The 26,632-nt window shown below is 66.1% G+C and carries 28 protein-coding genes and 1 tRNA gene; 7 read left to right on the top strand and 22 right to left on the bottom strand.

Going from position 1 to position 26,632, the window contains the following annotated elements; genetic code table 11:
- Nucleotides 1-64: 64 nt before the first annotated feature.
- The 4 genes from RLN94_RS06335 to clpB all read right to left on the bottom strand — a co-directional run bounded on the left by RLN94_RS06335 (nucleotide 65) and on the right by clpB (nucleotide 6,733).
- Entirely contained in the window at nucleotides 65-2,089 is a 2,025-nt protein-coding gene (locus tag RLN94_RS06335; RefSeq protein WP_350129357.1) for a glycosyltransferase family 2 protein, read from the bottom strand.
- A complete protein-coding gene (locus RLN94_RS06330; protein WP_350129360.1) occupies nucleotides 2,089-3,036 on the bottom strand; it encodes a hypothetical protein in 948 nt (315 codons plus the stop codon). Before RLN94_RS06330 ends, RLN94_RS06335 begins: the two co-directional genes overlap by 1 nt.
- Nucleotides 3,037-3,051: 15 nt before the next feature.
- The gene (locus RLN94_RS06325; RefSeq protein WP_350129364.1) at nucleotides 3,052-3,804 is read right to left on the bottom strand and encodes a methyltransferase domain-containing protein; all 753 of its coding nucleotides are present in this window, start codon (nucleotides 3,802-3,804) and stop codon (nucleotides 3,052-3,054) included.
- 310 nt (nucleotides 3,805-4,114) lie between these two features.
- On the bottom strand, nucleotides 4,115-6,733 hold the full coding sequence (gene clpB, locus RLN94_RS06320; RefSeq protein WP_350129367.1) for an ATP-dependent chaperone ClpB: 2,619 nt from the start codon (nucleotides 6,731-6,733) through the stop codon (nucleotides 4,115-4,117).
- A gap of 281 nt (nucleotides 6,734-7,014) precedes the next feature.
- Here clpB and RLN94_RS06315 point away from each other — a divergent pair, with 281 nt between their 5' ends.
- Both RLN94_RS06315 and pyrF read left to right on the top strand, forming a co-directional pair.
- Nucleotides 7,015-7,329, top strand: coding sequence for a hypothetical protein (locus RLN94_RS06315; protein ID WP_350129370.1), 315 nt, complete (start codon nucleotides 7,015-7,017; stop codon nucleotides 7,327-7,329).
- 153 nt (nucleotides 7,330-7,482) lie between these two features.
- Nucleotides 7,483-8,172, top strand: a complete 690-nt coding sequence (pyrF, locus tag RLN94_RS06310) for an orotidine-5'-phosphate decarboxylase (RefSeq protein ID WP_350129373.1) — start codon at nucleotides 7,483-7,485, stop codon at nucleotides 8,170-8,172.
- 93 nt (nucleotides 8,173-8,265) lie between these two features.
- Here pyrF and RLN94_RS06305 read toward each other — a convergent pair whose 3' ends face one another.
- On the bottom strand, nucleotides 8,266-8,688 hold the full coding sequence (locus RLN94_RS06305; protein WP_350129376.1) for an NUDIX domain-containing protein: 423 nt from the start codon (nucleotides 8,686-8,688) through the stop codon (nucleotides 8,266-8,268).
- Between the two features lie 107 nt (nucleotides 8,689-8,795).
- Here RLN94_RS06305 and RLN94_RS06300 point away from each other — a divergent pair, with 107 nt between their 5' ends.
- Nucleotides 8,796-10,049, top strand: coding sequence for a DNA polymerase IV (locus RLN94_RS06300; protein ID WP_350129379.1), 1,254 nt, complete (start codon nucleotides 8,796-8,798; stop codon nucleotides 10,047-10,049).
- Nucleotides 10,050-10,053: 4 nt separating this feature from the next.
- Here RLN94_RS06300 and RLN94_RS06295 read toward each other — a convergent pair whose 3' ends face one another.
- Nucleotides 10,054-10,917 (bottom strand): N-formylglutamate amidohydrolase, encoded by an 864-nt coding sequence (locus tag RLN94_RS06295; RefSeq protein ID WP_350129382.1) that lies wholly within the window; start codon nucleotides 10,915-10,917, stop codon nucleotides 10,054-10,056.
- A 147-nt stretch (nucleotides 10,918-11,064) separates the two neighbouring features.
- Between RLN94_RS06295 and RLN94_RS06290 the strand changes: the two genes are divergently transcribed.
- A tRNA-Val gene (locus RLN94_RS06290) sits at nucleotides 11,065-11,139 on the top strand.
- A gap of 81 nt (nucleotides 11,140-11,220) precedes the next feature.
- Entirely contained in the window at nucleotides 11,221-11,346 is a 126-nt protein-coding gene (ykgO, locus tag RLN94_RS06285) for a type B 50S ribosomal protein L36 (RefSeq protein ID WP_008562923.1), read from the top strand.
- A gap of 79 nt (nucleotides 11,347-11,425) precedes the next feature.
- Here the strand turns inward: ykgO and RLN94_RS06280 are convergent, their stop codons facing one another.
- The 14 genes from RLN94_RS06280 to RLN94_RS06215 form a co-directional block, all read right to left on the bottom strand.
- Nucleotides 11,426-12,274, bottom strand: a complete 849-nt coding sequence (locus RLN94_RS06280; RefSeq protein WP_350128344.1) for an urea carboxylase-associated family protein — start codon at nucleotides 12,272-12,274, stop codon at nucleotides 11,426-11,428.
- Between the two features lie 4 nt (nucleotides 12,275-12,278).
- Nucleotides 12,279-12,491, bottom strand: a complete 213-nt coding sequence (locus RLN94_RS06275) for a hypothetical protein (RefSeq protein WP_350128341.1) — start codon at nucleotides 12,489-12,491, stop codon at nucleotides 12,279-12,281.
- A gap of 65 nt (nucleotides 12,492-12,556) precedes the next feature.
- Nucleotides 12,557-14,200 carry an FAD-binding dehydrogenase gene (locus RLN94_RS06270; protein WP_350128339.1) on the bottom strand — a complete coding sequence of 548 codons (1,644 nt, stop codon included), beginning with the start codon at nucleotides 14,198-14,200 and terminating at the stop codon, nucleotides 12,557-12,559.
- Nucleotides 14,201-14,264: 64 nt separating this feature from the next.
- Nucleotides 14,265-14,555, bottom strand: a complete 291-nt coding sequence (locus RLN94_RS06265; RefSeq protein WP_350128336.1) for a hypothetical protein — start codon at nucleotides 14,553-14,555, stop codon at nucleotides 14,265-14,267.
- The gene (locus RLN94_RS06260) at nucleotides 14,552-15,331 is read right to left on the bottom strand and encodes a succinate dehydrogenase iron-sulfur subunit (RefSeq protein WP_350128333.1); all 780 of its coding nucleotides are present in this window, start codon (nucleotides 15,329-15,331) and stop codon (nucleotides 14,552-14,554) included. Before RLN94_RS06260 ends, RLN94_RS06265 begins: the two co-directional genes overlap by 4 nt.
- A 1-nt stretch (nucleotide 15,332) precedes the next feature.
- Entirely contained in the window at nucleotides 15,333-16,226 is an 894-nt protein-coding gene (locus RLN94_RS06255; RefSeq protein WP_350128330.1) for a hypothetical protein, read from the bottom strand.
- 69 nt (nucleotides 16,227-16,295) lie between these two features.
- On the bottom strand, nucleotides 16,296-18,101 hold the full coding sequence (gene sdhA, locus RLN94_RS06250; RefSeq protein WP_350128327.1) for a succinate dehydrogenase flavoprotein subunit: 1,806 nt from the start codon (nucleotides 18,099-18,101) through the stop codon (nucleotides 16,296-16,298).
- Between the two features lie 19 nt (nucleotides 18,102-18,120).
- Nucleotides 18,121-18,492 carry a succinate dehydrogenase, hydrophobic membrane anchor protein gene (sdhD, locus tag RLN94_RS06245; protein WP_350128324.1) on the bottom strand — a complete coding sequence of 124 codons (372 nt, stop codon included), beginning with the start codon at nucleotides 18,490-18,492 and terminating at the stop codon, nucleotides 18,121-18,123.
- A gap of 10 nt (nucleotides 18,493-18,502) precedes the next feature.
- Nucleotides 18,503-18,889, bottom strand: a complete 387-nt coding sequence (sdhC, locus tag RLN94_RS06240) for a succinate dehydrogenase, cytochrome b556 subunit (RefSeq protein ID WP_350128321.1) — start codon at nucleotides 18,887-18,889, stop codon at nucleotides 18,503-18,505.
- A 184-nt stretch (nucleotides 18,890-19,073) separates the two neighbouring features.
- Nucleotides 19,074-19,763, bottom strand: a complete 690-nt coding sequence (locus tag RLN94_RS06235; protein ID WP_350128318.1) for a DUF1194 domain-containing protein — start codon at nucleotides 19,761-19,763, stop codon at nucleotides 19,074-19,076.
- A 115-nt stretch (nucleotides 19,764-19,878) separates the two neighbouring features.
- Complete coding sequence (locus RLN94_RS06230) at nucleotides 19,879-20,910, bottom strand: MaoC family dehydratase (RefSeq protein ID WP_350128315.1); 1,032 nt, start codon at nucleotides 20,908-20,910, stop codon at nucleotides 19,879-19,881.
- A 2-nt stretch (nucleotides 20,911-20,912) separates the two neighbouring features.
- A complete protein-coding gene (locus RLN94_RS06225) occupies nucleotides 20,913-21,116 on the bottom strand; it encodes a DUF1737 domain-containing protein (RefSeq protein WP_350128312.1) in 204 nt (67 codons plus the stop codon).
- Nucleotides 21,117-21,121: 5 nt separating this feature from the next.
- Nucleotides 21,122-21,667 carry an NnrU family protein gene (locus RLN94_RS06220; RefSeq protein WP_350128309.1) on the bottom strand — a complete coding sequence of 182 codons (546 nt, stop codon included), beginning with the start codon at nucleotides 21,665-21,667 and terminating at the stop codon, nucleotides 21,122-21,124.
- 5 nt (nucleotides 21,668-21,672) lie between these two features.
- Nucleotides 21,673-22,536 (bottom strand): HpcH/HpaI aldolase/citrate lyase family protein, encoded by an 864-nt coding sequence (locus RLN94_RS06215; protein WP_350128306.1) that lies wholly within the window; start codon nucleotides 22,534-22,536, stop codon nucleotides 21,673-21,675.
- 215 nt (nucleotides 22,537-22,751) lie between these two features.
- On the opposite strand from RLN94_RS06215, the gene RLN94_RS06210 reads away from it, so the two are divergent.
- On the top strand, nucleotides 22,752-23,036 hold the full coding sequence (locus RLN94_RS06210; protein WP_350128347.1) for a hypothetical protein: 285 nt from the start codon (nucleotides 22,752-22,754) through the stop codon (nucleotides 23,034-23,036).
- Nucleotides 23,037-23,042: 6 nt separating this feature from the next.
- On the opposite strand, the gene RLN94_RS06205 is transcribed toward RLN94_RS06210, so the two are convergent.
- Complete coding sequence (locus tag RLN94_RS06205; RefSeq protein WP_350128303.1) at nucleotides 23,043-23,798, bottom strand: sulfite exporter TauE/SafE family protein; 756 nt, start codon at nucleotides 23,796-23,798, stop codon at nucleotides 23,043-23,045.
- 158 nt (nucleotides 23,799-23,956) lie between these two features.
- Here RLN94_RS06205 and mdh point away from each other — a divergent pair, with 158 nt between their 5' ends.
- On the top strand, nucleotides 23,957-24,919 hold the full coding sequence (gene mdh, locus RLN94_RS06200; RefSeq protein WP_350128300.1) for a malate dehydrogenase: 963 nt from the start codon (nucleotides 23,957-23,959) through the stop codon (nucleotides 24,917-24,919).
- Nucleotides 24,920-24,999: 80 nt separating this feature from the next.
- Here the strand turns inward: mdh and RLN94_RS06195 are convergent, their stop codons facing one another.
- On the bottom strand, nucleotides 25,000-26,355 hold the full coding sequence (locus RLN94_RS06195) for a hypothetical protein (protein ID WP_350128297.1): 1,356 nt from the start codon (nucleotides 26,353-26,355) through the stop codon (nucleotides 25,000-25,002).
- Nucleotides 26,356-26,632 lie beyond the last annotated feature (277 nt).

Raw genomic sequence — 26,632 nt, 5'->3', positions numbered from 1 at the left:
GCCTGTCGGGCAACCGCATTCCGCGGTGCGCGGGCCGCATCGGTGAAACCCTGCGCAAGGCCGCTCAGGGGTCCAGAACGCTCAGCCGTGCATCGCCGCGAATGGCCGCCCAGTCACGCTCGTACAACCCGTTCAGATGCGCCCGCTCCTCCGCGCTCCACGGGTCGAACTTGCCGTTCTCCTCATTGAGCGGAAACTGCTCCTGCACAGCCTTCGCCCGCTCCGACATGGCACCCGCCCCCTCCATCTCGGAAATCAGCACCAGCTCCTCGACCGCCCGCCGCGACGCGGTCGGCCGGGGCTTGGCATCCTCCATGTCCTTCAGCCGCCGCACATCCACCCCCTCGCCGCAGAACAGCCCCAGCACCTCGTCCCGCAAGGCGCGGAAATCCTCGAACCGCCAGACATGGACGCGCGTCTCCGGAAACGCCTCCGCGAAATCCCCCAGCACCGCCTGCCATGACGGCAGGTTCGCCAGCACGTTCCGCCGCATCTCCTCGGGCGTGATCATTTTGCCTGAGGTCGTGGCCGTCGCCGCCCGCAAATATTCCACGTAGGACGACGCAAAGAAATCCGCATAGTTCCTGACGGCGAAAAACGCATCCGTCACCGGCAACGGGATGCGCCTGGCGAAACACTGGAAGAACGTCTTGCGATACTGGTAGAGCGCGCCCGAGGTCACGCAATGCCCCGGCAAGCCCGGCAGGTTCTCGTCCGACAGGATCATCCGCTTCGGCCGAAGCGCCAGCGGCTCGGCAAAGAACGCATCCGCGAACCCCTGTAATTCCTTCTCGGAAAACTTCGTCCGCCGGCTGATCTTCAACCGCCGGAACGCATCAAGCTGCGACGGGAACGTCACGTGCTTGCGCAGCTTCTGGTGCGGCACGACATAGACGCTCTGCCCGCCCAGCCACGCCTCGTTATCCTCCAAAAGCTTCTGGATGTAGGTCGTCGCCGTCTTGTGAAACCCGCCATGCAGCACCGCCCGGCTCTCGCCCTCTGCCGCGGCCTTCACGTCGAACCGCACCGGGCGCACCGGCGGCGGCATATAGGTGCCCCCGCCCCCCCTCGGCGCGGTGCGTACCGTGTCCTTCTTCTTTTCCTTCCGCTCCGCCTTCTTGGTCTCGGCCCGCGTCGCGTTGGTCATCTCGGCGCACAGCTCGGCAATCTTGCCGTCCTGCAGCATTTCCGCCATCCGCGCCTCGTGCCAGCCCCGCCCCGCCTGCTCCATCTCGGCAAGCGCCGCATCCCCCCGCAACGCCTCCAGCACCGGCGCCGCCCGCGCGACATCGGCCGCCATCGCGGTATCCTCGACACCGTTCACGTCAAGCTTGCCCCAATCGTCCAGCAGCGCCTTCCGATGGTTCTTCTTCTCCGGCACACCCCGACGCAGGATGAACGCCTCGGGGCTGGGCACGGCGTAATAATGCAACCGCGCGAACCCGTGCGAGAACCCGTCATGCGCCGCCCACTGCCCCTCGAAATACTTTTCCGGCATCGCCTGCCCGCCGGCATCGACCCACGCCACCTTGTCGGCGCCCTCGTCGAAATACGGCCGGTGCGGCGCCAGCCGGCTGACCTTGCCGGGCCGGAAAAGCGTCTTGATCCCGCGCGAGATCATCCGCCCCCGGTCATCCTCCTCGGCGCAGAGCGTATAAGCCTCCCGCACCGACCCTTCCGGGAGCCCCCGCCGCCAGCCCGACCCGAACGGCTTGCGGCAGACCGAAACCGCATCCGCCTGCCCAACCGCCGTCAGAAAACTCTGCAGATCACCGGCCCCGGTGCGCACCGACAGATACTCGTCCACATCCACCGGCAGCGCCCAGTCGGCCCCCAGCTTTTCCAGCACCGGCAGCACATCCCGCAAGCCATACCGCAACGGATCGCGCCCCGCCTTCAGGTCAAGCGGCACATGATGCACATGCCCCAGTTCCGCCAGCCGCGCGGCCATCCGGTCGGTGCCATCCTCGCTTCCGCTGGTAAACAGCACGGCCCCCGCGAACCCCAGGCTGCGGTAATGCGCGATCCATTCCAGCAGGTAAGGCGCCTCGTTCACCGGCGCCGCAACGATCCACGCCTGCTCCGCCATCACACGCCCCGGTTCCCGCCAAGCCGCCCGTGCTTGCGCAGGTTCTGGCGAAACGCCACCGTCGCTCGCTCGGCCATCGCGGTGCGCCCGTCCTTCTCGAAGTAATTGGCCAGCGACCCGCGATACCACGGAAGGCGCCGCCGCTCGCGGTAAAGCTCGTAGAACCGCTGCTCCGTCAGGTCCCCGAACAGCGCCTCGGTCATGATCGGCTTCAACGCCTCGATCTTGCGCAGGAACACCGCCGACTTATGGTTCGAGAACCAGCATTTCAGCGGCACCACGGTGCCCCCGACCCCCTCCGCCGCCATCAGCCGATCGGTGTGAAACTGGTCCAGCTCGAAATACGGGTCATAAAACACGTAGGCCCGGCCAAGCTCCGCCACCGCTTCCGCCGCATCGCCCAGCGGCAAGGACCAGTCCTGCCGCCGCCCCACCTGGTAGCGCGTCTCCCACGGCACCAGCGCCTCGTTCAGCGTCGACTGCGGGTTGAACGCCAGCACATGCGCCCCCGGCGCCAGCCGCCCGAATGTCAGCGCCCCGAAGGCCCCCATCGAAGAGCCGGTGAAGACGCAGCGTTCATACCTCTCGAAGAACCCTTCGGCGGCCATCTTCTGCATCGTCCCGATCAGCCCGGCATCGCGGTACCAGTTCGGCAGATGCGCATAGATGCCCAGATGGCTAACCTGGTTGTCCCGCGCGAACTTGTAGGCCCATGGCAACCGCCCCGGCGAGCGGTCGTTGACGTTCGACAGGTTGTCGAAGGTCACCATCAGGATCGGCCGCCGCCTTTTGACGAACAGCATCGGATGGCGCGGATCGGAGTGCAGGAACCCGCTGGCCGACCCGCATGGCCCGATCTCGTCGAACCACATGGGTTTCTCGATCTGCTCGGCCTTCTCGACCTGCCCGGCCGGTTCGACCTCCGGAACGTCCTCTTCCTCGCTCATCCGCCCGGGCCCCGCCTATTCGCCCGCCGCGGCCTGCGGCTCGCCGGCATCCCAGCGCACCGAATAGTCGCCTTGCGAGACATTGCGGATCCGCTCGTCGGTCACCGCCTCCGGCCCGCGCTCGATGATGTAGAACAGGTACCACCGCCCCTGCATCCCGGCGCCGCGAAACCGCCGGCCCTGCTCCCCGGTATCGGGCGCCGGACGCGGCTTGTCATCGGTCACGTCGTGCGGAACGGCGGCGCATTCATGCAGCACGCAGCGCCGCGCATCCTTCCAGTAGCGCCACACCAGCTCCGGGCTGAACTGGTAGAACCCGTGCCCGGCCCAACCGGTGATCCCGTTGATCGACAGGAAGATCCCGCCGGGTCGCAACATGTGAAACACGTTATCCAGCGCCTGCGGCGTGTTGTAGACATGCTCCAGCGTACCCCCGTCGATGATCACGTCGAACCGCCCGCGCAGATCGTCCGGCAGCGGATCGTTCAGATCATGGGTCAGGTCGCACTTCTCGTAAGGCGAGGCATCCAGCGACATCGGCTCCGGGAACCCGATCTTCTTCAGGAAGGTCTCGCTGAACCCGTCCGCCTGCTCGTACTCGGGAATATCCGGGCTCAGCCCCGCCTGCCGCAGCTTTTGCCGCACGAAGCGACGGAACTTGCCCTTGATGTGGAACTTTTGCCGCCCCAGCATCACGCAGTTTTCCTTGCCCTCGACAAGCCCCCGCGCGGCGATCAGCTGGCTGGCTAGCTGTGCGTCAATTCCCATGGCGACCTCTACCGCTCCGTCCGGTGGCGCCCCCCCGGGGGCCGTCACAACCATTCCGCAGGGCGACCTGTCCCGCGTCAGCAGCCGCCGGCCCCGTCACGCCGGGCCGGGCGCACGCGCTGACCACCCCGCCCGTTCTTGTCTTCTGTACGGGGCGCACTGCTCTCGCAAATTGGATACGGCAGCGGCGCGTGACCGGTCAATACGCCACGCGCTCAACGGCTTACGCCGCGTTCGTTCGTTGCCCTTTTGCCCGCGAAACCGCTTTGCCCAGACAAAAGCCCCGCCGTTTCCGGCGGGGCTCCAAATGTTAATGCACGACCGCGTCGTTCGGCCTCTCCCGGTTGGAACTCCCCACCCGGTCGCCGATGATCAGCCCGTCCGGCCCGGCACTCACCGGCACCGTGCTGCCGTCGAGGATATCGCCTGCCAGCAACGCCTCGGCCAGCGGGTCCTGCAGCGCCTTCTGGATCACCCGCTTCAGCGGGCGCGCGCCATAGACCGGGTCGTACCCTTCGTCGGCCAGCCACTTCCTGGCGTCCGCATCCAGCTCCAGCCGAATCTTCCGGCTCGCCAGCCGCTTGGTCAGGCGGCCCATCTGTATATCGACGATCCCGTCCATCTGGTCGCGAGTCAGCCGGTCGAAGACCACGATCTCGTCCAGCCGGTTCAGGAACTCGGGCCGGAAATGCGCCCGGACCGCATCCATCACGTCACGCTTGGCCGAGGCCGCATCGGCACCCTCGGGCAACTGGCTCAGCGCCTGCGACCCAAGGTTCGACGTCATGATGATCAGCGTCTGCTTGAAGTCGACCCGGTGACCCTGACCATCGGTCAGAACCCCGTCGTCGAGCACCTGCAACAGCACGTTGAACACCTCCGGATGCGCCTTCTCGACCTCGTCGAACAGCACCACCTGGTAGGGCCGGCGGCGGACGGCTTCGGTCAGAACACCACCCTCCTCGTACCCGACATAACCCGGCGGGGCACCGATCAGGCGGGCAACGGCGTGTTTCTCCATGAACTCGCTCATGTCGATCCGCACCATCGCGCTGTCATCGTCGAACAGGAACTCGGCCACCGCCTTGGTCAGCTCGGTCTTGCCGACACCCGTCGGCCCGAGCATCAGGAAGCTGCCCAGCGGCCGGTTCTCGTCGTTGAGCCCCGCGCGCGCCCGGCGCACCGCGTTGGCCACGGCCCGCACGGCACTGTCCTGGCCGATCACCCGCTTGTGCAGGTTGTCTTCCATGCCCAGCAGCTTCTCGCGTTCGCCTTCCAGCATCTTGGCGGTGGGAATCCCCGTCCAGCGCTCGACCACCTGGGCGATCTGCTCCGGCCGCACGGCCTCTTCCACCATCATGCCGTCTTCCTCGGCCCGCTCGGCCTCGGCCAACTGCTTCTCGAGCTGCGGAATGACGCCATAGGACAGCTCCCCCGCCTTGGCGAGGTTGCCCTCCCGCTTGGCGTGGTCCAGCTCGATCCGCGCACGGTCAAGCTGCTCCTTCAGGTCGCGCGCGCTGGCCAGCTTGTCCCGCTCGGCCTGCCACTGCGCGGTCATCTCGGCGGATTTCTCCTGCAGCTCGGCCAGTTCCTTCTCGAGCTTCTCGAGCCGGTCCTTGCTGGCGGCATCATCCTCCTTGCGCAGCGCCTCGGCCTCGATCTGCTTCTGCAGGATATCGCGGTCGAGCGCGTCGAGCTCCTCGGGCTTGCTGTCCACCTCCATCCGCAAGCGGCTGGCGGCCTCATCCACAAGGTCGATCGCCTTGTCCGGCAGGAACCTGTCGGTGATATAGCGGTTCGACAGCGTCGCGGCGGACACAAGGGCACTGTCCGAGATCCGCACACCGTGGTGCAGCTCGTACTTCTCCTTGATGCCCCGCAGGATGCTGATCGTATCCTCCACCGTCGGCTCCGACACCACCAGCGGCTGGAACCGGCGGGCCAATGCGGCGTCCTTCTCGACATGCTTGCGATACTCATCGAGCGTCGTCGCCCCGATACAGTGCAGCTCACCCCTTGCCAGCGCCGGCTTGATCAGGTTGGCGGCGTCCATCGCCCCATCCGTCTTGCCCGCGCCCACCAGCGTGTGCATCTCGTCGATGAACAGGATGATCTCGCCCGCGGCATTGGTGATCTCGTTCAGCACACCCTTCAGCCGCTCCTCGAACTCACCGCGATACTTCGCCCCGGCAATCAGCGCCCCCATGTCGAGCGACAGCAGACGCTTGTTCTGCAGGCTCTCGGGCACGTCGCCATTGACGATCCGCAGGGCAAGCCCCTCGGCAATCGCCGTCTTGCCCACGCCCGGCTCACCGATCAGGACCGGGTTGTTCTTGGTCCGGCGGCTCAACACCTGCATGGCGCGGCGAATCTCGTCGTCGCGGCCGATGATCGGGTCGATCTTGCCATCCTCGGCGGTGTTGGTCAGGTCGCGCGCGTATTTCTCCAGCGCCTCATAGGTATCCTCGGCACTCGCGCTGTCGGCGGTCCGGCCCTTGCGGATATCGTTCACCGCCTCGTTGAGGCTCTGCGCACTCACCCCGCCCTGGTCCAGCGCGTCCTTCGCCGGGCTCTTCACCACGGCCAGCGCGGTCAGCAGGCGTTCGACGGGCACGAAACTGTCGCCGGCCTTCTTGGCCAGCTTCTCGGCCTCGTCCAGCACCTTGCCGGTCTGGCTGTCCATGTAGACCTGGCCGGCATCGCCCGTCACCTTGGGGATCTTCCCCAGCGACAGCTCGAGCGACTGCACCACGCGCTGCGGCTGACCGCCCGCGCGCTTGATCAGGTTGCTCGCAAGCCCCTGATCGTCGTCCATCAATGCTTTCAGAACATGTTCGGGCGCCAGCTTCTGATGGCTCTCCCGCATCGCGATCGTCTGCGCCGCCTGAAGAAAGCCACGCGACCGCTCGGTGAACTTCGACAAGTCCATCCCTACTTCTCCTTTTTACAAGCGTCACCCCGGTCGGCGCACCCAGCGTTAGGCATGCGACTGTCGGGAACCTCGAGAACCGAAATGGGGGGCGCACGGGTGGTATTCAAGCAGCCGGCGCCCCGAAAAAGCGCAAAAATCCACCGAACTCAACCATTTATTCCGGCAATTTCGTGCCCATGCACCCCGCTTCCGACGGAATCGTGGAACTTTTCCGTAATATCTTACGTTTATACCACATGTATGCCGCTTCGCGCGGTCGCAACACAAGGATTAGTGCAATGCTTATCGAGAAACTGGGCTTTGACGATGTCCGCTACAATCCGGAACTGTCGGCCTTCGAAGCGCTGGTACAGATCAGGGAAGAGGGAGAGGTCTATTCCTACCCCGTCCATATCCTCGCGCCACTGCACGCGGATTTCAACGTAATCACCAGGGGCCTGACCAACAAGGCCCTGCGCGCGCATCGCCACGCGCCGGAACGGTCGATGCGCCTGCGCCGCGCCCCCGTCCCGGGCGAGGCCGCGCTGCAACTCGTGCCGAACGGCGTCGAAACACCCCCGTTGCGCCGCCCCGGCGCTCCGCTTGCGGCCTGAAGACGCGTCACCGGGGCTTGTCCCGGCCCGCTGACGCCCCCGACCTTCCGCCGCAACCCCGACCCCCCGCGTCTCCGCTCCCGCGCGGGGGGTTGACCCGGCCCCGCTCCCCCGCGACAAGGTTCCGACCCCGATCGCAGAGGAGCGCCCGCCATGTCCGATGACCGCCTCATCGTCGCAATTGACCTGCCCAACGCCCTCGAAGGGCTGCAGCTGACCGAGGCGCTGGGCAACGCCGTCTCCTTCTACAAGATCGGGCTCGGCATGCTCACCGGCGGCGGGCTGGCACTTGCCAACGAACTCAAGCAGGAGCACGGCAAGCGCATCTTCCTCGACATGAAACTCTTCGACATCGGTGCCACGGTCGAGAACGCCGTGCGCGGCCTGGCCCAGTTCGACCTCGATTTCCTCACCGTCCACGGCGATCCGCATGTCGTACGCGCGGCCAAGGAAGGCGCGGCGGCCAAGGATATGAAGATCCTCGCCGTCACCATCCTCACCTCGCTCGACCGCGCCGATCTCGATGCCGGGCTGATGAAGCCGGGCGACGTGCCCGACCTCGTCGGCGAACGCGCCGCCCGCGCCTTCGAGGCCGGCGCAGACGGTGTCATCGCCTCGCCACAAGAAGCCGCGATGATCCGCGCCCTGCCGCAAGCCGAAGGCCGCCTGATCGTCACCCCCGGCGTCCGCCCCGCCGGCGCCGCCCTTGGCGACCAGAAGCGCGTCGCCACCCCGGCACAGGCCCTGAAGGACGGCGCCGACCACATCGTCGTCGGCCGCCCGGTCTGGGCCGCCGAAGACCCCGCAGCCGCCGCCCGCGCCATCTTGAGCGAGATCGCCTGACCCTGCTGTCGGATTGGGGGCCAGCCCCCAAGCCCCCGGGATACTTTCACCAAGAAGAAGCACACGCCCCGCGCTTCTTCTTGGCCCAAATACTCAAATCCCCAACGCCGCCACCCCTTCCAGCACCCGCGGGCGAAAGTGCGGCACCGCCTCCTCCGAAGCGGCGAAATCCTCGGGCGGCATCAGGAACCAGCCCTGCCCCTCGTTGCCGAACCGAACTTCCGCCGCTCTCGGCGCGGGCAGGGCGGCGGCGAAGAACCACGCCCGGATCGGGATGGAATAGAACCGCCGCCACGCAAGCTCGTCGGGCCGAAGCCGCAGCCCCAGCTCCTCCTGCAACTCCCGCAGGGCACAGGCCACGGGGCTTTCATCCCCCTCGCGCCCGCCGCCGGGCAGGTCGAGCAGCCCCGGATAGGCGATCCCCTCGATATCGTCGCGCCGGATCACCGCCAGCCGCCCCCCCAGAAGCAGGATGGTCTTCGCCCCGTCGAATTCCCGTTCCGGATCGCCTGTCATGGCCCGCCCCGCCGCTGACGTTTTCTGACCGGAACCCTCACGTGCCCCGGTGAACTCCGCTCCGAAACCATGTAAGCTCGCCCCGACCCGACACAAGCGCCTGACACATGCCGTCCCTCTGCCGCACCTGCCTGACCCGGTTCGACACCGGCCCGCGCTGCCCTTCCTGCCGCAGCCCGCGGGTGCTCTCGCATGACGAGCTCCATTCCCTCTCCATCGCCCACATGGATTGCGACGCCTTCTATGCCAGCGTCGAGAAACGCGACAATCCCGAGCTGCGCGACAAGCCCCTGATCATCGGCGGCGGCCGGCGCGGCGTGGTCTCCACCGCCTGCTACATCGCCCGCATCCGCGGCGTGCGCTCGGCCATGCCGATGTTCCAGGCGCTGAAGCTCTGCCCCGATGCCGTCGTCCTGAAACCCCGGATGGAGGTCTATGCCAGCGTATCGCGCGAAATCCGCGCGATGATGGAAGAGCTGACGCCCGACGTCGAACCCCTCTCCCTCGACGAGGCCTTCCTCGACCTCACCGGAACCGAGCGCCTGCACGGCGCCCCGCCCGCCGTGATGCTCGCCCGTCTCGTCAAGCGCATGCAGGACGAGCTTGGCCTCACCGGCTCGATCGGGCTCAGCCACAACAAGTTCCTCGCCAAGGTCGCCTCCGACCTCGACAAGCCGCGCGGCTTTTCCATCATCGGCAAGGCCGAGACGGCGGAGTTCCTGCGCGACCGGCCGGTCAGCCTGATCTGGGGCGTGGGCCACGCCACCCGCACCGCGCTGGAAAGCGCCGGCATCCGCACCTTCTCCGACCTCCTGCGCTGGGACCGCGAAGACCTCACCGCGCGCTTCGGCTCGATGGGCGAACGCCTCTGGCATCTCGCCCGGGGTCAGGATGCCCGCCGCGTCTCGGCCAATGCGCCGGTGAAATCCATCTCCAACGAAACCACCTTTTCCGAGGACACCGCCAGCCGCGACATCCTCGATGGCCATATCTGGCGGCTCTCCGAAAACGTCTCCGACCGCGCCAAGGCCAAGCGCCTCGCCGGCCGCGTCGTCACGCTGAAACTCAAGCGCGCCGACTTTTCCCTCATCACCCGCCGCCTCGCCCTGCGCGACGCCACCCAGATGGCCGACACGATCTACCGCACCGCCACCCACCTGATGGCACAGGTCGATCACAAATCGCCCTACCGGCTGATCGGCGTCGGCATCTCGCACCTCGTGGCCGAGGACGGCGCCGACCTCTCCGGCGACCTGCTGGATCCCGAGGCCCGCGCCCGCGGCATGGCCGAACGCGCCAGCGACGAGATCCGCCGACGCTTCGGAAGCGACGCCATCATCAAGGGCCGCGCCTTGCGCTAATGGATTATTCCGCAGCCAGCGGCTGTTCCACCGGCCGGCCGATCGCGGCAATCTCTCCGATCACCCCGTCCAGCAGCCGCTTGAAGGTGCGGAACCGCGAATTCGGCCGAATCGACTCCTCGTCCATGTAGAGCGACCGGTCGATCTCCACCTGCACCGCGTGATGGCCATTCGACGGCCGGCCGTAATGCTGGGTGATATAGGCCCCGGCAAAGGGCGTGTTCCGCGTCACCACCAGCCCGGCATTGTAGAACGCCTCCTCGATCCGGTCGACGATCTGCTCGCCCGCCGCCGCGCCGAACCGGTCGCCCAGCACCACGTCGGGCCGGCGCACACCCGAGCGCGCCACCGAATCCATCGCCTCGTGCGGCATCGAGTGACAGTCGATCAGGATCGCCTGCCCGAATTGCCGCTGCGCCTCGGTCAATTGCAGGCGCAGCGCGGCGTGATAGGGCCGCCAGTAGGTCTCGATCCGCCGGTCCGCCTCGGCCCGGCTGATCTTGCCGGTATAGATCACCTGCCCGTTCGCCACCACGCGCGGCACCACGCCCAGCCCCGAGGCCACGCGCGGGTTGTGCCCCGCCTTGCGCACCCCCTCGATCAGCGCCGGGTCAAGCTCGTCCGCGCTGCGGTTCAGGTCGACATAGGCCCGCGGCACCGCGGCGCAGAGCAACGGCGCGCCATGCGCCGGCGCGCTCTCGAACAGGTCATCAACGAAGGCATCTTCCGAACTGCGGATCGCATGTTCGTTCAGGGCCGATTGCTTCAGGAAACTCCGCGGATAATCCCGCCCGCTATGCGGCGATGCGAAAACCACCGACGTGGTGCGCCGCTCGGGATGGGTTATCTGGAACGCAAGCCTGTGCATCGAACCTCCTGCTCGTCGGTATCATAGACCGAAATTGCACTTCTAAAAGCCCTTGATCCCGTTTCCGACTCCTTTTATAGACCTCCCTCACCGGCGCGGATTTCCGCGCCCCAATTTATTGGGGTGCTGGTCCGTTCTGGTATTCATGGGCGATTAGCTCAGTGGTAGAGCACTTCGTTGACATCGAAGGGGTCACTAGTTCGAACCTAGTATCGCCCACCATGAATTCACTGTTCCGCACCCAGCGGAACGCCCGCGAAACCAAGGCGCTGGCCCGCGCCGCGACCAAAGAGGAGAGGACCGATGAAGGTCAAGAACTCGCTCCGTTCGCTCAAGAACCGGCACCGCGATTGCCGCGTCGTGCGCCGCAAAGGCCGCGTCTACGTGATCAACAAGACCCAGCGGCGGTTCAAAGCCCGCCAGGGCTGAGCTTTTCCGGCAACGGATTATCTGGAAAACCCCGCCTTCGGGCGGGGTTTTTCGTCGTGTCGGGAAGGGAACAGGCGGCTCAAACCGCCCGCCCGTGGCTCCGGTCATAGCCGTTCACCGCCGGGCTCTCCCACCCGTCCAATGCCCCGGCCTGCGGCGCGAACACCTCCACCAGAAGCGGATGGCAGTCCGCCGTGTCGCTCGAATGCTCGGCCGAGCAATCCCCGCCCGGACAGGCCGACAGCGCGCCCAGCACATCGATCTCGGCAAAGAACTCCAGGTAATCGCCGGGCCGAACCGGGCTCGCCTTCATGAAATACTGGCCCGTATCCCGCGTGAACCCGGTGCACATGAAGACATTGAGCACGTCATGCACATGGCCCTCCGCCTCCTCCAGCGGTACCCCCAACTCGTCCGCCAGCGCCCGCGTCAGGTTGGAATGACAGCAATGATGATACTGCGACCCCGCCAGCAGGTTGCCCGTATATGGATCGCACCGTGTCCCGATCACGTCATGCACCGAGCCACCGAACCCGTCGATCCCGTACCAGCCCAGCGTATCGCCCGTGATCGTCGCCATCGGCCGCAGATACGGGAAGGACGACCACATCCGTTCCCCCTCCGTCAGGTGCGTGCCATGCAGCGCCCGCGACTTGCCGGAATAGAACCGCTCCGACAGGTCATGCGCGTTCCACAGGTTCAGGTCGCCCACCTGCGGCCCCTCGATACTGCTGATCCGAAAGAACTGACCGGCCTCCGCCCGGAACGTCGCCGCCTCCCGCGGTTCGACCCTGACCTCGGCGATCTTCTCCGCCCCGCCCCGCGCCTTGGCATACAGCTCCAGGTCCGGCACCGGCAGCGTCGCGTTCGGATAGCAGATCACCGGCTTTACCGCCCGGCGCGCCTCGGCATCCTTCGGTTCCCGCATCCTGTCACTCCTTCTTCTCCGGCTGGTTCACCCGGCAATGCAAAGGCTCTTTGCCGGTCGATGTAAAGACCACCGCGCCACAGGCCGCACAGCGATACATCGCCTCGCCGTCCTTGTCGCCCGACCGTACGGCCCGCCAGCGGCAGTTCCGCGTCGCCCGGTTAGAAAATACGAGCACAAGCACGAAGGCGATGATCAGCCCGGCGACGATGATCACGGTGACAGCTCCCTTGCGGTTACGCCCGCCACCCTATCAGCCCTGCCGCACAGGGTGTAGGCCGCCTAGGCCCCCCGCCCGGCCACGCGCCCCGAGAAGATGCACCCGCCAAGGAACGTCCCCTCCAGCGCGTTGTACCCGTGATACCCGCCCCCGCCGAAGCCCGCGACCTCGCCCGCCGCGTAAAGCCCCTCGAACACAGTGCCATCCGCCCGCAACACCCGGCCATCAAGCCCCGTGTGCAAGCCCCCCAGCGACTTCCGCGTCAGGATGTTCAGCCGGACGGCAATCAGCGGCCCCTTTTCCGGGTCCAGTATCGCATGCGGTTTCGCCGTCCGGATCAGCCGGTCACCCCGATACGCCCGCGCCTGCCGGATCGCGATGATCTGCGCATCCTTGGCAAAGGGGTTCTCCAACTGCGCATCCCTTGCCTCGATCTGCCGCCGCAGCTTCGCCGCATCCAAGGGCACCTCCGGTGTGATCCGGTTCATCCCCTCGACCAGCTCCTCGAACCCGTCCGCCACGACGAAATCCGCGCCCTTCTCCTTGAACGCCTCCACCGCCCGCGTCGCACCCTTGCCAAGCCGCTCCTTCAAAACCGCCCGCCATTTCCCGCTGGTCAGGTCGGGGTTCTGCTCGCTCCCCGAAAGGGCGAACTCCTTCTCGATGATGCTCTGCGTCAGGATGAACCAGCTATGCCCGTGCCCCGTCGAGAGTATCCGCTTCAACGTCGCCAGCGTATCGAACCCCGGCAAACACGGCGCCTCCATCCGCACGCCCAGCGCGTCGAACCACATCGACGACGGCCCCGACAGGATGCGAATCCCGTGATTGGGCCAGATCGGATCCCAGTTCGTCAGCCCCTCGGTATAATGCCACATCCGGTCTTCGTTGATCGCCGCCGCCCCGGCGCCCTTGGCCACCTCCTGCATGGCGCCATCCACGTAATCCGGCACGCCCGAAACCATCACCTCCGGCGCCTTGCCCAGCCGCGCCTCCGGCCACAGTCGCCGCACCTTCTCATGATCCCCGCCGATCCCGCCGCTCGCGACGATCACGCTCTCGGCCTTGATTGCGAAATCCCCCACGATCTCGCGGCTGGTCGACGCCCCGCGCCTTGCACCGTCCTCGGCCAGCACGTCGCCGCGCACCCCGGTCACCCGCCCGGCCTCCACGTCCAGCGCCGTCACCCGATGCCGGAACCGAAACTCCAGCAGCCCCTTCGCCTCGGCCGCCTCCGCCGCCCGCACGAAAGGCGCGACGATCCCCTCACCGGTCCCCCATGTAATATGAAACCGCGGCACCGAATTGCCGTGCCCGTCCGCCTTGCCGCCGCCCCGCTCGGCCCAGCCCACCACCGGGAACCAACGCAGGCCGATATCGTGCAGGTACCCCCGCATCTCCCCGGCCGCGAAATCCAGGTACGCCTCCGCCCAGGCCCGCGGCATCGCATCCTCGTCCCGGTCGAACCCCGCGCTGCCCATCCAGTCCTGCGCCGCCAGCGCCCGGCTGTCGCGTATTCCCATCCGCCGCTGCTCGGGCGTGTCGATCATGAACAGCCCGCCAAGGCTCCAGAACGCCTGCCCGCCCAGCGATTGCGGCCCCTCCTGGTCCAGCACCACAACCTTCCGGCCCCGCTGCACCGCCTCATATGCCGCGACTAGCCCGGCCAGCCCGCCCCCGATGATGATGACGTCCGTCTCCGCCATACGCGCCTCCCTTTCACCCTCAGGTTAGGGAGCAAGCCACGTCCGCGTCTACAGAAACGGCGCGTCAGGCCTTGTCGTAAAGCAGCCCGTACAGGTAGGCGCGCCGCTCCTCGTCATTCAGCGCGCCCTTCTCCCAGCCGTCGCCAAAGGCCCGGCGGGTCTCCTCGTCGTCGTAATGCTCGTCGAAAACCCGGCCCAGCCGGGACAGAAGCTCCGCCACCTCAAACGAGAACTTCTGCTCCCCCATGGCGACCCGGTTGAGGTAATGCATCCGCATCGCCAACTGGTGACAGACCGCCCGGAACTCCTCCTTCGACTTGAAGTCGAGCGAAGGGCGCTCCGACGTGCCGCTCACACCGTGCGCTCCAGCATCATCTTCTTGATCTCGGCAATCGCCTTGGCCGGGTTCAGCCCCTTGGGACAGGTCTTGGCACAGTTCATGATCGTGTGGCACCGGTACAGCTTGAACGGATCTTCCAGGTCATCCAGCCGCTCGCCCGTCGCCTCGTCGCGGCTGTCGATGATCCAGCGATACGCATGCAACAGCGCCGCCGGCCCGAGGTACTTGTCCCCGTTCCACCAATAGCTCGGACACGCGGCCGAGCACGAGGCGCACATCACGCATTCATACAGGCCATCCAGCTTCTCGCGGTCCTCGATCGACTGCTTCCACTCTTTCGCCGGGCGGTTCGTCTTGGTTTCCAGCCACGGCATGATGCTCGCGTGCTGGGCATAGAAATGCGTAAGATCCGGAATCAAATCCTTCACCACCGGCATATGCGGCAGCGGATAGATCTTCACGTCGCCCCTGATCTCGTCCATCCCATAGATACAGGCCAGCGTGTTGATCCCGTCGATATTCATCGCGCACGACCCGCAGATCCCCTCGCGGCACGACCGGCGGAAGGTCAGCGTCGGGTCGATCTCGTTCTTGATCTTGATCAGCGCATCAAGAACCATCGGCCCGCAATCATCCATGTCGATGAAATACGTATCCACGCGCGGGTTCTGCCCGTCATCGGGGTTCCAGCGGTAGATCTGGAACTTGCGCACGTTCGTGGCACCCTCGGGCTTGGGCCACGTCTTGCCCGTCTTGATGCGCGAGTTCTTCGGCAGTGCCAGTTCGACCATGTCAATTCCTCCTGAGGATTTGCGCTTGCGCAGTGTCCTGCGCCGAATTCTGTTGCGGGGCCCTGCCCGCCTGCCCGCTCTGCCGCAGCTTCACAAGCTGCCTTGCATCGTCGGGGTAAACCGTCTCGAGCTTGTCGCAAAGATCCACGTCCTGCGCCGCAAGCCACATGACGATCCGGTATTCCGGGTCGTCTCTCATTTCCTTCCAGCGCTCGAGCGTGTTCAGCTCTTCCACCGCCCCCGCCTCCGCCTGGAAGGAGGAACCGTTACCATAGCGCTGCACCTCGCCCAACCCGTCATCGCGCGCCTCGAAGCCCAGCCGCTCCAGCAGCCCGGCCCGGTACCCGGCATCGGTCATCCACGGCTCGTACCGGATCACCACCACGCCCGGCTCCGCCTCGGCCCTCGCCAGCTCCAGCATGCTGGAATACCCGCCCAGCGCCTTCAGAACGATCCCAACCCGCTGTGGCGCGGTAAAGGCCTCATTCCCCTGCACCTTCTTCAAAAGCGACGCCGCCCAGTTCAGGAACCCCCGGCAGATCACGACGTCATGGCTGATGGCCGCCTCGTCCACGCCCACCGACATCGGCCGCTTGCGCCGCTCGTTCGGCATCGCATCCTCGTAGGACAGGATCAGCGCCGTCCCGTCGCCGGCCCTCGCCGCCAGCTTCACCGGGTCGCCGCCGTTCCCCGCCACGCGCTCCCCGTCGATCTCGACGGCGCGATAGGTCTCGAAGGGCTTCCGCCCGGGCGTGCAGTTGTTGAAGAACAACGACCGCCCCCCCGGCGCGTTCCGCGCCAGCCAGTTGATCACCGCATGGTTCCCCGACCGCCGCATCCCGAAGACGCGCAGCACCGGCCCGGGTGTGATCCCGAGCTGCGGCCACGCCGTCATCGCAGTGCTATCCGGTACAGGGCCCATCCGGCCTCCCGTCCTATGGCAGTCGCGCCCGCCATCGCCGGGTCAGAACGTCCGTTCCTTCGGCGCGATCTTCTTCAGCGCAATGCCGCCTTCCTTCTCGGTGGTCAGCGGATCCTCGATGATCGGCCGATAGCTCAGCTTGACGTCCTTGCCCTCGACCCGCGCGATGGTGTGCACGCGCCAGTTCTCGTCGTCGCGCTTGGTGAAATCCTCGTGCGCATGGGCGCCGCGGCTTTCCTGCCGCGCCTCGGCTCCGGCAATCGTGGCCAGCGCGTTGGGCATCAGGTTGGTCAGCTCCAGCGTCTCCATCAGGTCGGAGTTCCACACAAGGCTCCGGTCGGTGACCTTGATATCGCCCATCTTGGCGGCGATCCCGTCCATCTTCTTGACACCCTCGGCCAGTGTCTTCGACGTCCGGAACACGGCGGCGTCTTCCTGCATCGTCCGCTGCATCTCCAGCCTGAGCTCGGCCGTCGGCGTGCCGCCATCGGCATGGCGCAGCCCGTCGAACCGCTCGAACGCCTTCTCCACCTGGCCGGTGTTCGTCGCCGGCACGGCGCTCTCGGCATCCACCACCTTGCCCGCGCGAATGGCCGCGGCCCGGCCGAACACCACGAGGTCGATCAGCGAGTTCGACCCAAGCCGGTTCGCCCCGTGCACGCTGGCACAGCCCGCCTCGCCCACGGCCATCAGGCCCGGCACCACGGCATGCGGGTCAGACTCGGTCGGGTTCAGAACCTCGCCCCAGTAATTCGTCGGAATACCGCCCATGTTGTAATGCACGGTCGGCAGCACCGGGATCGGCTCCTTGGTCACGTCCACCCCGGCAAAAATCCGCGCCGATTCCGAGATCCCCGGAAGCCGCAGGTTCAGCGCCTCGGCGGGCAGGTGGCTGAGGTTCAGGTGGATGTGATCCCCGTTCTCGCCCACACCCCGGCCTTCCCGGATCTCCATGGTCATCGACCGGCTGACATAGTCGCGCGGTGCAAGGTCCTTGTAGTTGGGCGCATAGCGCTCCATGAACCGCTCGCCCTCGCTGTTGGTGAGGTAGCCGCCCTCGCCCCGCGCGCCTTCCGTGATCAGGCAGCCCGAGCGGTAAATTCCCGTCGGGTGAAACTGCACGAACTCCATGTCCTGAAGCGGCAGACCGGCCCGCGCCACCATGCCGCCGCCATCGCCGGTGCAGGTATGCGCCGAGGTCGCGCTGAAATACGCCCGGCCATAACCGCCGGTCGCCAGCACCACCATCTTCGCGTTGAAGACATGCATCGTGCCATCATCAAGCTTCCAGCACACCACGCCGGTGCAGGCGCCGTCATCGCTCATGATCAGGTCGATGGCGAAATACTCGATATAGAACTCCGCCTTCTGCTTCAGGCTCTGACCGTACAGCGTATGCAGGATCGCATGGCCGGTCCGGTCGGCGGCGGCACAGGTGCGCTGCACCGGCGGGCCTTCGCCAAACTCGGTCGTATGCCCGCCGAAGGGGCGCTGGTAGATCTTGCCCTCCTCGGTGCGCGAGAACGGCACGCCGTAATGCTCCAGCTCGTAAACCGCCTTCGGCGCCTCCCGCGCGAGGTACTCCATCGCGTCCGTGTCGCCCAGCCAGTCCGACCCCTTCACCGTATCGTACATGTGCCATTGCCAGCTATCCGGCCCCATGTTGCCAAGGCTCGCGGCAATGCCGCCCTGCGCCGCCACGGTGTGCGACCGCGTCGGGAACACCTTCGTCACACAGGCCGTGCGCAAGCCCTGCTCGGCCATCCCCAGCGTCGCCCTCAGCCCGGCACCGCCGGCGCCCACGACAACGACGTCATAATCATGCGTCTCGTATTCGTATGCAGCCATGTCTCTCAGCTCTCCGGTCTCAAAGGGCGATCTTGGCGATGGCGAACAGGCCCGTCACCATCAGCCCGTAGCTCACGCAGGTCATCAGGATGATCGCGTATTTCCGCTTCCCGCCCAGCACGTAATCCTCGATCATCACGCGCACGCCGTCGCTGAAATGCTTGAAGCCCGCGATCAGGGTCAGCGCCGCGACGATCGCCGGGAAGGGCCGCGCGAAATGGGCCACCACGTCCTCGTGCGGCTCGCCCAGCATCGGCCCGAAGGTGAACACGAACAGCGGGATCAGGACGAGCAGCGCCACCGAGGACAGCTTCATCGCCCAGAAATGATGCACCCCGGTCTTGGCCGAACCAAGGCCGACGGCGCGCTTGCGGTCGGTCAGATAACGCATCCCGTCCTCCTCAGTAGATGATGATGGCGGTGACGACGGTCAGGATCACCGAGCCCCCGATCGCCGACCAGCCCAGCCTCTCGGCACTCGGGATGTCCAGCATCGCGCCGCTGTCCCAGATCAGGTGCCGGATGCCCGCCAGCGTGTGATACCACAGTGCCCAGAGCGACAGGAACATGACCACGTCGCCCAGCAGGCTGGTGATCACCCCGTCCGCCGTGGCGAACGCCTCGGCCGAGGTCGCGGCCGCCAGGAACCACCACACGATCAGCACCGCCGCCAGCAGCAGCGCGTTGCCGGTGATCCGCGTCAGGATCGAGGTGATCGAGGTCAGCTGCGGGCGATAGATTGTCAGGTGGGGTGAAAGCGGGCGGTTGCCGCGGTTCACATCTGCCATGGATCGGTCCCTTTCGTGTTTGCGGCAGGCGCAAGACAAAAGCCTGCCCGGCGCGTGGCCGGTCACTCGGCTTCCTTCTCCTACGTTTTAACTTGTGTGTCACGCATGCAAAGAGCGAAATCCCGGTTTTTGCAGGCATTTCGTCGCATTTGGCCCATACGTGATCACAAGCACATGCGTGTGATCACAAACGCCCCTCCCCTTTGCCACCCTCCCGCACCGATATCTGCTTCGCCACCTCCCGCAGCAGTTTCCGCCGCATCCGCGCGGGATATTCGGCATAGCTGTTGGCTGTGATCACAAACGCCCCCGGCCCCAGGATCACGTTCTCCCAGAAATACTCGGTCATCATCGGCTCCGCCCCCTCGATCACCAGCGCGTTCACCACGATGCCCTCGGCCTGCAACGCCGCCCGCACCGCCACGGGGTCGATCCCCTCGTTCGACGACCCGTCGCCGGAAATGTCGATCACCCGCCGCTCGCACTCCGGCCCCTCCGCCAGCCTGTCCCGCGCGAACACCAGCGCCTCCCCGATCGCGGTCGAGAAATTCCGCCACTGCCGCGGCGCCCGCTCCACCTCGTCCGCGAATCGCTCCAGCACGTCGAACCCGGTGATCCTGGTCCAGGGCACCACCACCTCCTGCCGCGACGAACCGGTCCAGTGCATCACCATCACCGCCGCCTCGCCCGCCACCAGCGCCTCGCTCACGGATCCGTCGCGCAGCCCCTCGGCCAGCCCCTGCATCTGGATGCCGTATTCATGCCGGTCGACAGAGCCCGAGACATCCACCGCCAGCACCAGCGCGATCTCGCACGCCGCCGCCGGCACCGCCGCGCCCAACATCATCAGGTGAAAGAGACCACGCAAGACCATGTGCCCAGAATGACCAATCCCGCGCGCCCTGCCCAGCACGGAAAAGCCCGAGGCACCCCCCGGGCTTCTTCTTGGTCCAAATACTCAAAATCCCGACAGCCGCCCCAAAGCGCCGTCACTTCGGCATGAGCGCCCAATAATCGAGGTCCAGCATCACGTGCGGCAGGTACTTCCCGTCCTCGCCCTTCAGCGTGAACGCCTCCCCGCCCTTCACCGCCACCAGCCGCAGCCGGATCGCACCCACCCCCGGCGCGCCGGTCTCGGCCTTGTCCAGAACCTCCGACCACGCCTTGATCGTGTCACCGGCGAAACACGGGTTCGCATGCGCGCCCCCGTTCAGCCCGGCCACGATCTGCGCATTGGCCAGCCCGTTGAACGACAGCGCCCGCGCCATCGAAATGACGTGCCCGCCATAGATCAGCCGCTTGCCATCCTCCCGCAGGCTCGCATCGAAATGCACCTTCGCGGTGTTCTGCCAAAGCCGCGTGGCCATCATGTGCTCGGCCTCCTCGACGGTCACCCCGTCGACATGGTCGATCACCTCGCCCACCTCGTAATCGCCCCACCGGTGCGGCTCGCCCGCCAGCGTGAAATCGTACCCGGTGAAATCCAGCCCCTCGGGCACCACCAGGTCCGACGCCTCCAGCACCGGCTTCAGCTCCGGAATCACCGTCTCCGGCGCCGGTGCGTCCAGATCGAATTTCCGCACCATCGCCCAGCGCACGTACTCGAGCACCACCTCGTCCCGCTGGTTCACCCCCTTCGTGCGCACCCAGACGACACCGGATTTGCCGTTCGAATTCTGCTTCACCCCGATCACCTCCGAGGTCGAGCGCAGCGTATCCCCGGGCCAGACGGGTTTCAGCCACCGCCCCTCGGCATAGCCCAAATTCGCCAAGGCGTTCAGCGAGATATCCGGCACCGTCTTCCCAAACACCACGTGAAACGCCGCCCAATCGTCGATCGGCGCCCCCGACAGCCCGCACCCCTTCGCAAACTCATCCGAAGAATACAGCGCATGCCTTGCGGGATAGAGCGCATGGTACAAAGCCCGCTCGCCCCCCGACACCGTACGCGGCACCGCGTGTTGGATCGTCTCGCCGACCGTGTAGTCCTCGAAAAACCGCCCCGGGTTGGTCTTCGCCATGCTCACTGCTCTCCCAGCTTGGCGTCCGGCGAATACGTGCCCTCGGCCTCTTTCACCACCGCCTGCCCGCACCGCATCACGCCGTTCGCCGCGTCATAGGCATAGGTGGGCGAGCCATGCAGCGCCCAGCCCTTGTTCAGCGCCTCGGTCACCTTGTGGCAAAAGGCCGACGTGTCATCGGCGCTCAGGAATCTGTAAAGTTTCATCTCTCTCACCCGAAAACAGGATAGCCCAGCCAGCCGTGGATCAGGGCGATCACCCCGAACACCACCACCGTGCCCACCACGGCCATGATCTCCTTGCGCGCGGGCGCAGGCTCCGGCGGCACCCACTCGGGCTCCGACCGGTTGATCACGATCACCTCGATCACCGCCCAGGCCAGCAGCCCGCCGAACAGCACGAAGGACGGCACGTCACCATTCACCAGCAGATGCGCCAGCGCCCATGTCTTCACGCCCGCCAGCATCGGATGCCGCATCTTCCGCGCCACCGCCGTCTTCATGCCCGACGCGGCGAACAGGTAGACCGCCACCAGCATCAGCAGGTTGTTGATCCCCGCCGTCATCGGCGTCCGGCCCCAGAAAAACGCGCCTTCCGCCATCCGGTAGCCGATCACCATCAGCACGATCGCGACAAGCAGGCTCACCGCCACCGCGCCCTTGCCCCCGTCGCCCATCGAGGCCCGCGGCCCCGGTGCGATCCGTTTGAACAAATGTGCAAGGGTCCAAAGCAGAACCCCGAGGATAAGCCAGATCATGCGCTCTACTCCGCTGCCAGTTCCGAAATCGCCCGGGCTTTCGCAAGGATGCGCTGCGCCGCCACCACGTGCAGGTTCTCGACGATCTGCCCGTCGACAACGGCCACACCTTGCCCCGACTTCATGCTCTCTTCATAGGCCGCGATCTGCCGCCCGGCCAGATCGATCTCCGACTGCGTCGGCGCGAAGGCCGTGTTCGTCACCTCGATCTGCGCCGGGTGGATCAGCGTCTTGCCGTCGAAGCCAAGGTCGCGCCCCTGTTCACACTCCGCCTTCAGCCCGTCGCCATCGCGGAACCGGTTATACACACCGTCAATCGCCACCACGCCCCGCGCCGCCCTGGCCGCCATCACGATCATCTGCAGCGCCGTCATCAGCGGCAGCCGGTCGGCCCGCGTGCGACAGCCAAGATCCTTGGTCAGGTCGTTCGTCCCCGTCACCAGCCCGGTCACCCGGTGATGCGCCGCGATCTCGCGCGCGTTGAACACGCTCACCGGCGTCTCCATCATCACCCAGATCGGCATGTCCGGCGCCAGCATGTCGGCCAGCGCATCCACGTCCGTCGGCGTGTTCACCTTGGGCAGCAGGAAAATATCGGCGCCCGCATCCTTCAGCACCCGCACATCCTCGTTGCCCCATTCCGTGGTCAGCGCGTTGATCCGCACCACCTTGGCCCGCTTGCCGAAATCGTTCTCCTTCAGCGCCCTTGCCAGCGTCTCCCGCGCCTCGGCCTTGGCATCCGGTGCCACCGCATCCTCGAGATCGAAGATGATGGCATCGGTCGGCAGGCTCATCGCCTTCTCCAGCGCCCGCTCCTTCGAGCCGGGGATATAAAGCACGGAACGATAGGGATGCGTCGTCAGGTCCATCTGCTGGTCCTCGTCTGGCAGGTGACGGAAATTTTCTTGCGCAGTCCTGCCACTTTTCGCCCGAAAAGTTCAAGCGATTTCGCGCCGCATTGCAGCGAACCCCGCGGCGCACGGTCCGTTAACCTTCTTTTGGCAAGGTGACCGACAGGCTTTCGGCACACGCCCTCTCGGGGCCCGTTCCGGAAAGGATAAGGAAGATGATCAAGTCGCTTGTCATGGCCGTTGCCACCGCCGCCGCCACGCTCGGCACAACTGCGGCCGCCTCCAACTGCGCCCCGCGCGATGTCGTGCTCGACCGGCTGGCCGACCGCTACGGCGAATCCCGCCAATCCATCGGCCTCGGCGCCAACAATGCGGTGGTCGAGGTGTTCGCCTCCGCCGAAACCGGCACCTGGACGATCATCGTCACCACCGCACAGGGGCTCACCTGCATGATCGCCAGCGGCCAGGCGTTCGAGACATTGGCCGAAGCCCCGCCCGCCCCCGGCACCGACGCCTGACCGCACTCAGGTCAACGCGTCCCAGATCAGCTTGCTGCCGGTCACCGTCAACAGGACATAGGTGATCGAAAAGAACAGGCCCTCCGGCACCAGCCGGTGCGCCTTCACCCCGATATAGGCCCCCAGCAACGCGAAGGGCGCCATCGCCAGATCGAAGACCAGCGTCTCCCGCGTAAAGATCCCCAGGAACGCATAGGGCACCACCTTCGCCAGGTTGATCAGCCCGAACACCAGCACCGTCGTCGCCTGGAACGGCGTCTTGCCCACCTTCTTCGACAGCAGGTACACCGCCACCGCCGGCCCGCCCGCGTGGCTGATGAAGCTGGTGAACCCGGCCACCACGCCCGCCAGCGCACCGCCCCATGGCGGCAGCTCCCGCTTGCCGATCCGCAACAGTCCCAGCCGGCCCGACAACTGCCACCCCACGAAGACCAGCGCCACCGCCCCGATCAGCAGCCGGAACAGGTCCGGCTCCGCCACCGTGTAAAGTGCCGCGCCCAGCGCCACCCCCGGCAACGCTCCCAGCACCAGAAGCCGCGCATCGGGCCAGCTCCACTGCCGCCAGTAGGGCCTGAGCGTCGAGACGTCGATCAGCATCAGCAGCGGCAGCATGATCCCCAGCGCCATCCCCGGCGGCATCACCAGCGCCAGAATCGTGGCGCTGGCAAAGGCCGCGCCCGACCCGAACCCGCCCTTCGATATGCCCGCGAAACAGGCGGCAAATGCCCCGATCGCGTAAACTTCCCAGCCGAACCCGCCCATGCGACCCGCCTCTAAATCACCAGATTTCCAAGGGATTATCCCACCGCAACCGAAAGCAACAGCCCCAGCCATCGCCACCGCCGCATCGCGGCACCCTTGCGTGGCTGCCGCTTTGAGACTAGGCCATTGCAAAATTCAAACCACCGGAGAGTTTTCCAATGGCCAGACCCAAGATCGCCCTCATCGGCGCAGGACAGATCGGCGGCACGCTCGCCCATCTCGCAGCCCTCAAGGAACTGGGCGATGTCGTCCTCTTCGACATCGCCGAAGGCACCCCCGAGGGCAAGGCGCTCGACATCGCCGAATCCGGCCCGTCCGAAGGCTTCGATGCAACGCTCAAGGGCACGCAGGATTACGCCGACATCGCCGGCGCCGATGTCTGCATCGTCACCGCCGGTGTCCCCCGCAAACCGGGGATGAGCCGCGACGACCTTCTCGGCATCAACCTCAAGGTCATGAAGGCCGTCGGCGAAGGCATCAAGGCCAACGCGCCGAACGCCTTCGTCATCTGCATCACCAACCCGCTCGACGCGATGGTCTGGGCGCTGCAGAAATTCTCCGGCCTTCCGGCCGAGAAGGTCTGCGGCATGGCCGGCGTGCTCGACAGCGCCCGCTTCCGCCACTTCCTCAGCCTCGAATTCGGCGTTTCGATGAAAGACGTCACCGCCTTCGTCCTCGGCGGCCACGGCGACACCATGGTGCCCTGCGTCCGCTATTCCACCGTCGCCGGCGTCCCGCTGCCCGACCTCGTGGAGATGGGCTGGACGACGCAGGACAAGCTCGACAGCATCGTCCAGCGCACCCGTGACGGCGGCGCCGAGATCGTGGGCCTCCTGAAAACCGGCTCCGCCTTCTACGCGCCGGCCACCTCGGCCATCGAAATGGCCGAAGCCTACCTCAAGGACCAGAAGCGCGTCCTGCCCTGCGCCGCCTATTGCGACGGCGACCTCGGCGTGAAGCAGATGTATGTGGGCGTGCCCACCGTCATCGGCGCCGGCGGGATCGAGCGGATCATGAACATCAAGCTCAACTCGGAAGAGCAGAAGATGTTCGACACCTCCGTCAAGGCCGTGAAGGGCCTCGTCGACGCCTGCAAGGAAATCGATAGCTCGCTGGCCTGAGCTTTCGACGGACCCGACCAAAAGAAAACGCGCCCGGATCACCCCGGGCGCGTTTTTTCATGGCCGGAAGTATGGCGCGATCAGTTCGATCCGCTCTCCTCTTCCTCGACCTCTTCCTCGGCAGGCTCTTCCTCGGCCGGCTGAGTCTCCTCCGACGACTCGCTGTCGCCACTTTCGCCCTGAGTGGTCGACCCGGCATCGGAGCCCTCTTCGGCCCCTTCGCTGTCGGCACTGCCGCTCTCGGCGCCCTCTTCGGCGCCTGACGATCCGCTCTCGGCCGCATCGCCCTCATCGCTACCCGTGGTCGGGGCGCTGTCGCCTTCCGTGGCAGACTGACCTTCGGCGCCGTCTTCGGCCTGCCCACCCTGGGCATTGCCGCTTTCCGAACCGCTGTCCTCACCCGAGGCAGCGCCGTCCTGCTGCTCGCCCTGCGCCGCATCGCCACCGTCTTCGGAACCGCTCTGCGATGCCTCGCCCGACTGGCTCTCGCCGCTCTGCGAGGATTGCGCCGCAGCGCCGCTCTCGGCCGGCGCGCTCTCAGGCTGATCCGACCCGCTCTCGGCCGAACCGGCCGCCTCGCTCGCTGGCCCGATTTCCAGCAACCGGCTCTCCGACTGGCTGTTCAGCTCGGTCATCCGCCGCTCGATTTCCAACAGCTTGTTCGACCGCTCCTCGACCTGCTCGGTCAGCGTCGTCACCACCTGCTGCAGCTCGGCCCGCTGCGCCTCGGCGGCGGCCACGTCCTCCTGCAGCGCGGCCTGCTGCTCGGTCAGCTTGTCGACCGAGTCGTCCAGCTTGATCCGCTGGTCCTGCAATCCCGACACGTCGGCCTGCAGCGTCTCCATCTCCTTGCGCAGGGTCGCTTCCTGCTCCACCGTCGCCTGAAGGGTTTCCTCCGCCGTGGCGGCCTCTTCCGACAGCTTGGCCACCTCTTCGGTCAGCCGCGCCTGCGTCTCCCGCAGCTCGGCTTCCTCGGCCCGTGCCGCCTCAAGCCGCTCTCCGACCTCGGCCAGCTGATCGCTCTGCTCGCTGATCTTCTGGCTCAGCTCGGTGCTGCGGCTCTCGTAATCATCCAGCACCTTCTGCAGCGGCTCCGCCTCGCTCTTCAGCTCCGCAAGCTGTTCCTCCTGCGAGGAAATCTCGCCCGCCAGCGCCTCGCTGCGCTCGGTGCGCTGGGCCACTTCCTCTTCCAGCGTGCCGACCTGCTCGCTCAGGGTCGTCTCCGACTCCCGCAGCTCGCCCACCCGCGGCTCCAGCTCACCCAGCTCCGTCCGCGCCTGCTGAAGCGACCCCACCACTTCCTCCTGCGCGTCGTACTCGTTCTGCAATTGCGATTTCGCGGTCAGGGAGTAGATGCCGATCCCCCAGCCCACCAGCGCGACAAGCGCCACGGCCAGTACCTTGCCGCTCAACCATCCATTGCCATTATCTGCCATAAATCAAATCCTCTCCTGTGCTGATCGTGATGATCTGTCCCGCGTGGCGCACAAGACGCCCTCGTGGGACAACCGCGTTGCGTGCCGTAATGTTCCCTGCCGTACCATAAAAACACCAGGCGTGACGAATCGACCTGAAACGGCCCCCTTGTGATCACACGATTTACCCCTGTGATCACAAAGGGCGAAAAACCGCCGCTATTCGGGGGGCCGGGGCAGAAACCCGTTTATCTTGCCGCCACACTTATGTGAATAACTGTCCCTGAACGCAGCAAAA

The organism is Roseovarius sp. (genome assembly GCF_040223625.1).
Taxonomy (GTDB): Bacteria; Pseudomonadota; Alphaproteobacteria; order Rhodobacterales; family Rhodobacteraceae; genus Roseovarius.
The sequence above is the reverse complement of the archived record's forward strand: the minus strand, read 5'-3'. Positions and strand labels throughout refer to the sequence as shown.

Excerpts from the sequence above, each read along its gene's own strand:
- RLN94_RS06220 (WP_350128309.1), bottom strand. The coding sequence starts at position 21,667 with ATGATCTGGCTTATCCTCGGGGTTCTGCTTTGGACCCTTGCACATTTG.
- pyrF (WP_350129373.1), top strand. The coding sequence starts at position 7,483 with ATGTCCGATGACCGCCTCATCGTCGCAATTGACCTGCCCAACGCCCTC.
- RLN94_RS06315 (WP_350129370.1), top strand. The coding sequence starts at position 7,015 with ATGCTTATCGAGAAACTGGGCTTTGACGATGTCCGCTACAATCCGGAA.
- ykgO (WP_008562923.1), top strand. The coding sequence starts at position 11,221 with ATGAAGGTCAAGAACTCGCTCCGTTCGCTCAAGAACCGGCACCGCGAT.
- clpB (WP_350129367.1), bottom strand. The coding sequence starts at position 6,733 with ATGGACTTGTCGAAGTTCACCGAGCGGTCGCGTGGCTTTCTTCAGGCG.
- RLN94_RS06215 (WP_350128306.1), bottom strand. The coding sequence starts at position 22,536 with ATGGACCTGACGACGCATCCCTATCGTTCCGTGCTTTATATCCCCGGC.
- RLN94_RS06195 (WP_350128297.1), bottom strand. The coding sequence starts at position 26,355 with ATGGCAGATAATGGCAATGGATGGTTGAGCGGCAAGGTACTGGCCGTG.
- sdhA (WP_350128327.1), bottom strand. The coding sequence starts at position 18,101 with ATGGCTGCATACGAATACGAGACGCATGATTATGACGTCGTTGTCGTG.
- mdh (WP_350128300.1), top strand. The coding sequence starts at position 23,957 with ATGGCCAGACCCAAGATCGCCCTCATCGGCGCAGGACAGATCGGCGGC.
- RLN94_RS06235 (WP_350128318.1), bottom strand. The coding sequence starts at position 19,763 with ATGGTCTTGCGTGGTCTCTTTCACCTGATGATGTTGGGCGCGGCGGTG.
- RLN94_RS06225 (WP_350128312.1), bottom strand. The coding sequence starts at position 21,116 with ATGAAACTTTACAGATTCCTGAGCGCCGATGACACGTCGGCCTTTTGC.
- RLN94_RS06330 (WP_350129360.1), bottom strand. The coding sequence starts at position 3,036 with ATGAGCGAGGAAGAGGACGTTCCGGAGGTCGAACCGGCCGGGCAGGTC.
- RLN94_RS06260 (WP_350128333.1), bottom strand. The coding sequence starts at position 15,331 with ATGGTCGAACTGGCACTGCCGAAGAACTCGCGCATCAAGACGGGCAAG.
- RLN94_RS06335 (WP_350129357.1), bottom strand. The coding sequence starts at position 2,089 with ATGGCGGAGCAGGCGTGGATCGTTGCGGCGCCGGTGAACGAGGCGCCT.
- sdhC (WP_350128321.1), bottom strand. The coding sequence starts at position 18,889 with ATGGCAGATGTGAACCGCGGCAACCGCCCGCTTTCACCCCACCTGACA.
- RLN94_RS06295 (WP_350129382.1), bottom strand. The coding sequence starts at position 10,917 with ATGCACAGGCTTGCGTTCCAGATAACCCATCCCGAGCGGCGCACCACG.
- RLN94_RS06210 (WP_350128347.1), top strand. The coding sequence starts at position 22,752 with ATGGCCGTTGCCACCGCCGCCGCCACGCTCGGCACAACTGCGGCCGCC.
- RLN94_RS06205 (WP_350128303.1), bottom strand. The coding sequence starts at position 23,798 with ATGGGCGGGTTCGGCTGGGAAGTTTACGCGATCGGGGCATTTGCCGCC.
- RLN94_RS06230 (WP_350128315.1), bottom strand. The coding sequence starts at position 20,910 with ATGGCGAAGACCAACCCGGGGCGGTTTTTCGAGGACTACACGGTCGGC.
- RLN94_RS06270 (WP_350128339.1), bottom strand. The coding sequence starts at position 14,200 with ATGGCGGAGACGGACGTCATCATCATCGGGGGCGGGCTGGCCGGGCTA.
- RLN94_RS06300 (WP_350129379.1), top strand. The coding sequence starts at position 8,796 with ATGCCGTCCCTCTGCCGCACCTGCCTGACCCGGTTCGACACCGGCCCG.
- RLN94_RS06255 (WP_350128330.1), bottom strand. The coding sequence starts at position 16,226 with ATGACGGCGTGGCCGCAGCTCGGGATCACACCCGGGCCGGTGCTGCGC.
- RLN94_RS06280 (WP_350128344.1), bottom strand. The coding sequence starts at position 12,274 with ATGCGGGAACCGAAGGATGCCGAGGCGCGCCGGGCGGTAAAGCCGGTG.
- sdhD (WP_350128324.1), bottom strand. The coding sequence starts at position 18,492 with ATGCGTTATCTGACCGACCGCAAGCGCGCCGTCGGCCTTGGTTCGGCC.
- RLN94_RS06305 (WP_350129376.1), bottom strand. The coding sequence starts at position 8,688 with ATGACAGGCGATCCGGAACGGGAATTCGACGGGGCGAAGACCATCCTG.
- RLN94_RS06325 (WP_350129364.1), bottom strand. The coding sequence starts at position 3,804 with ATGGGAATTGACGCACAGCTAGCCAGCCAGCTGATCGCCGCGCGGGGG.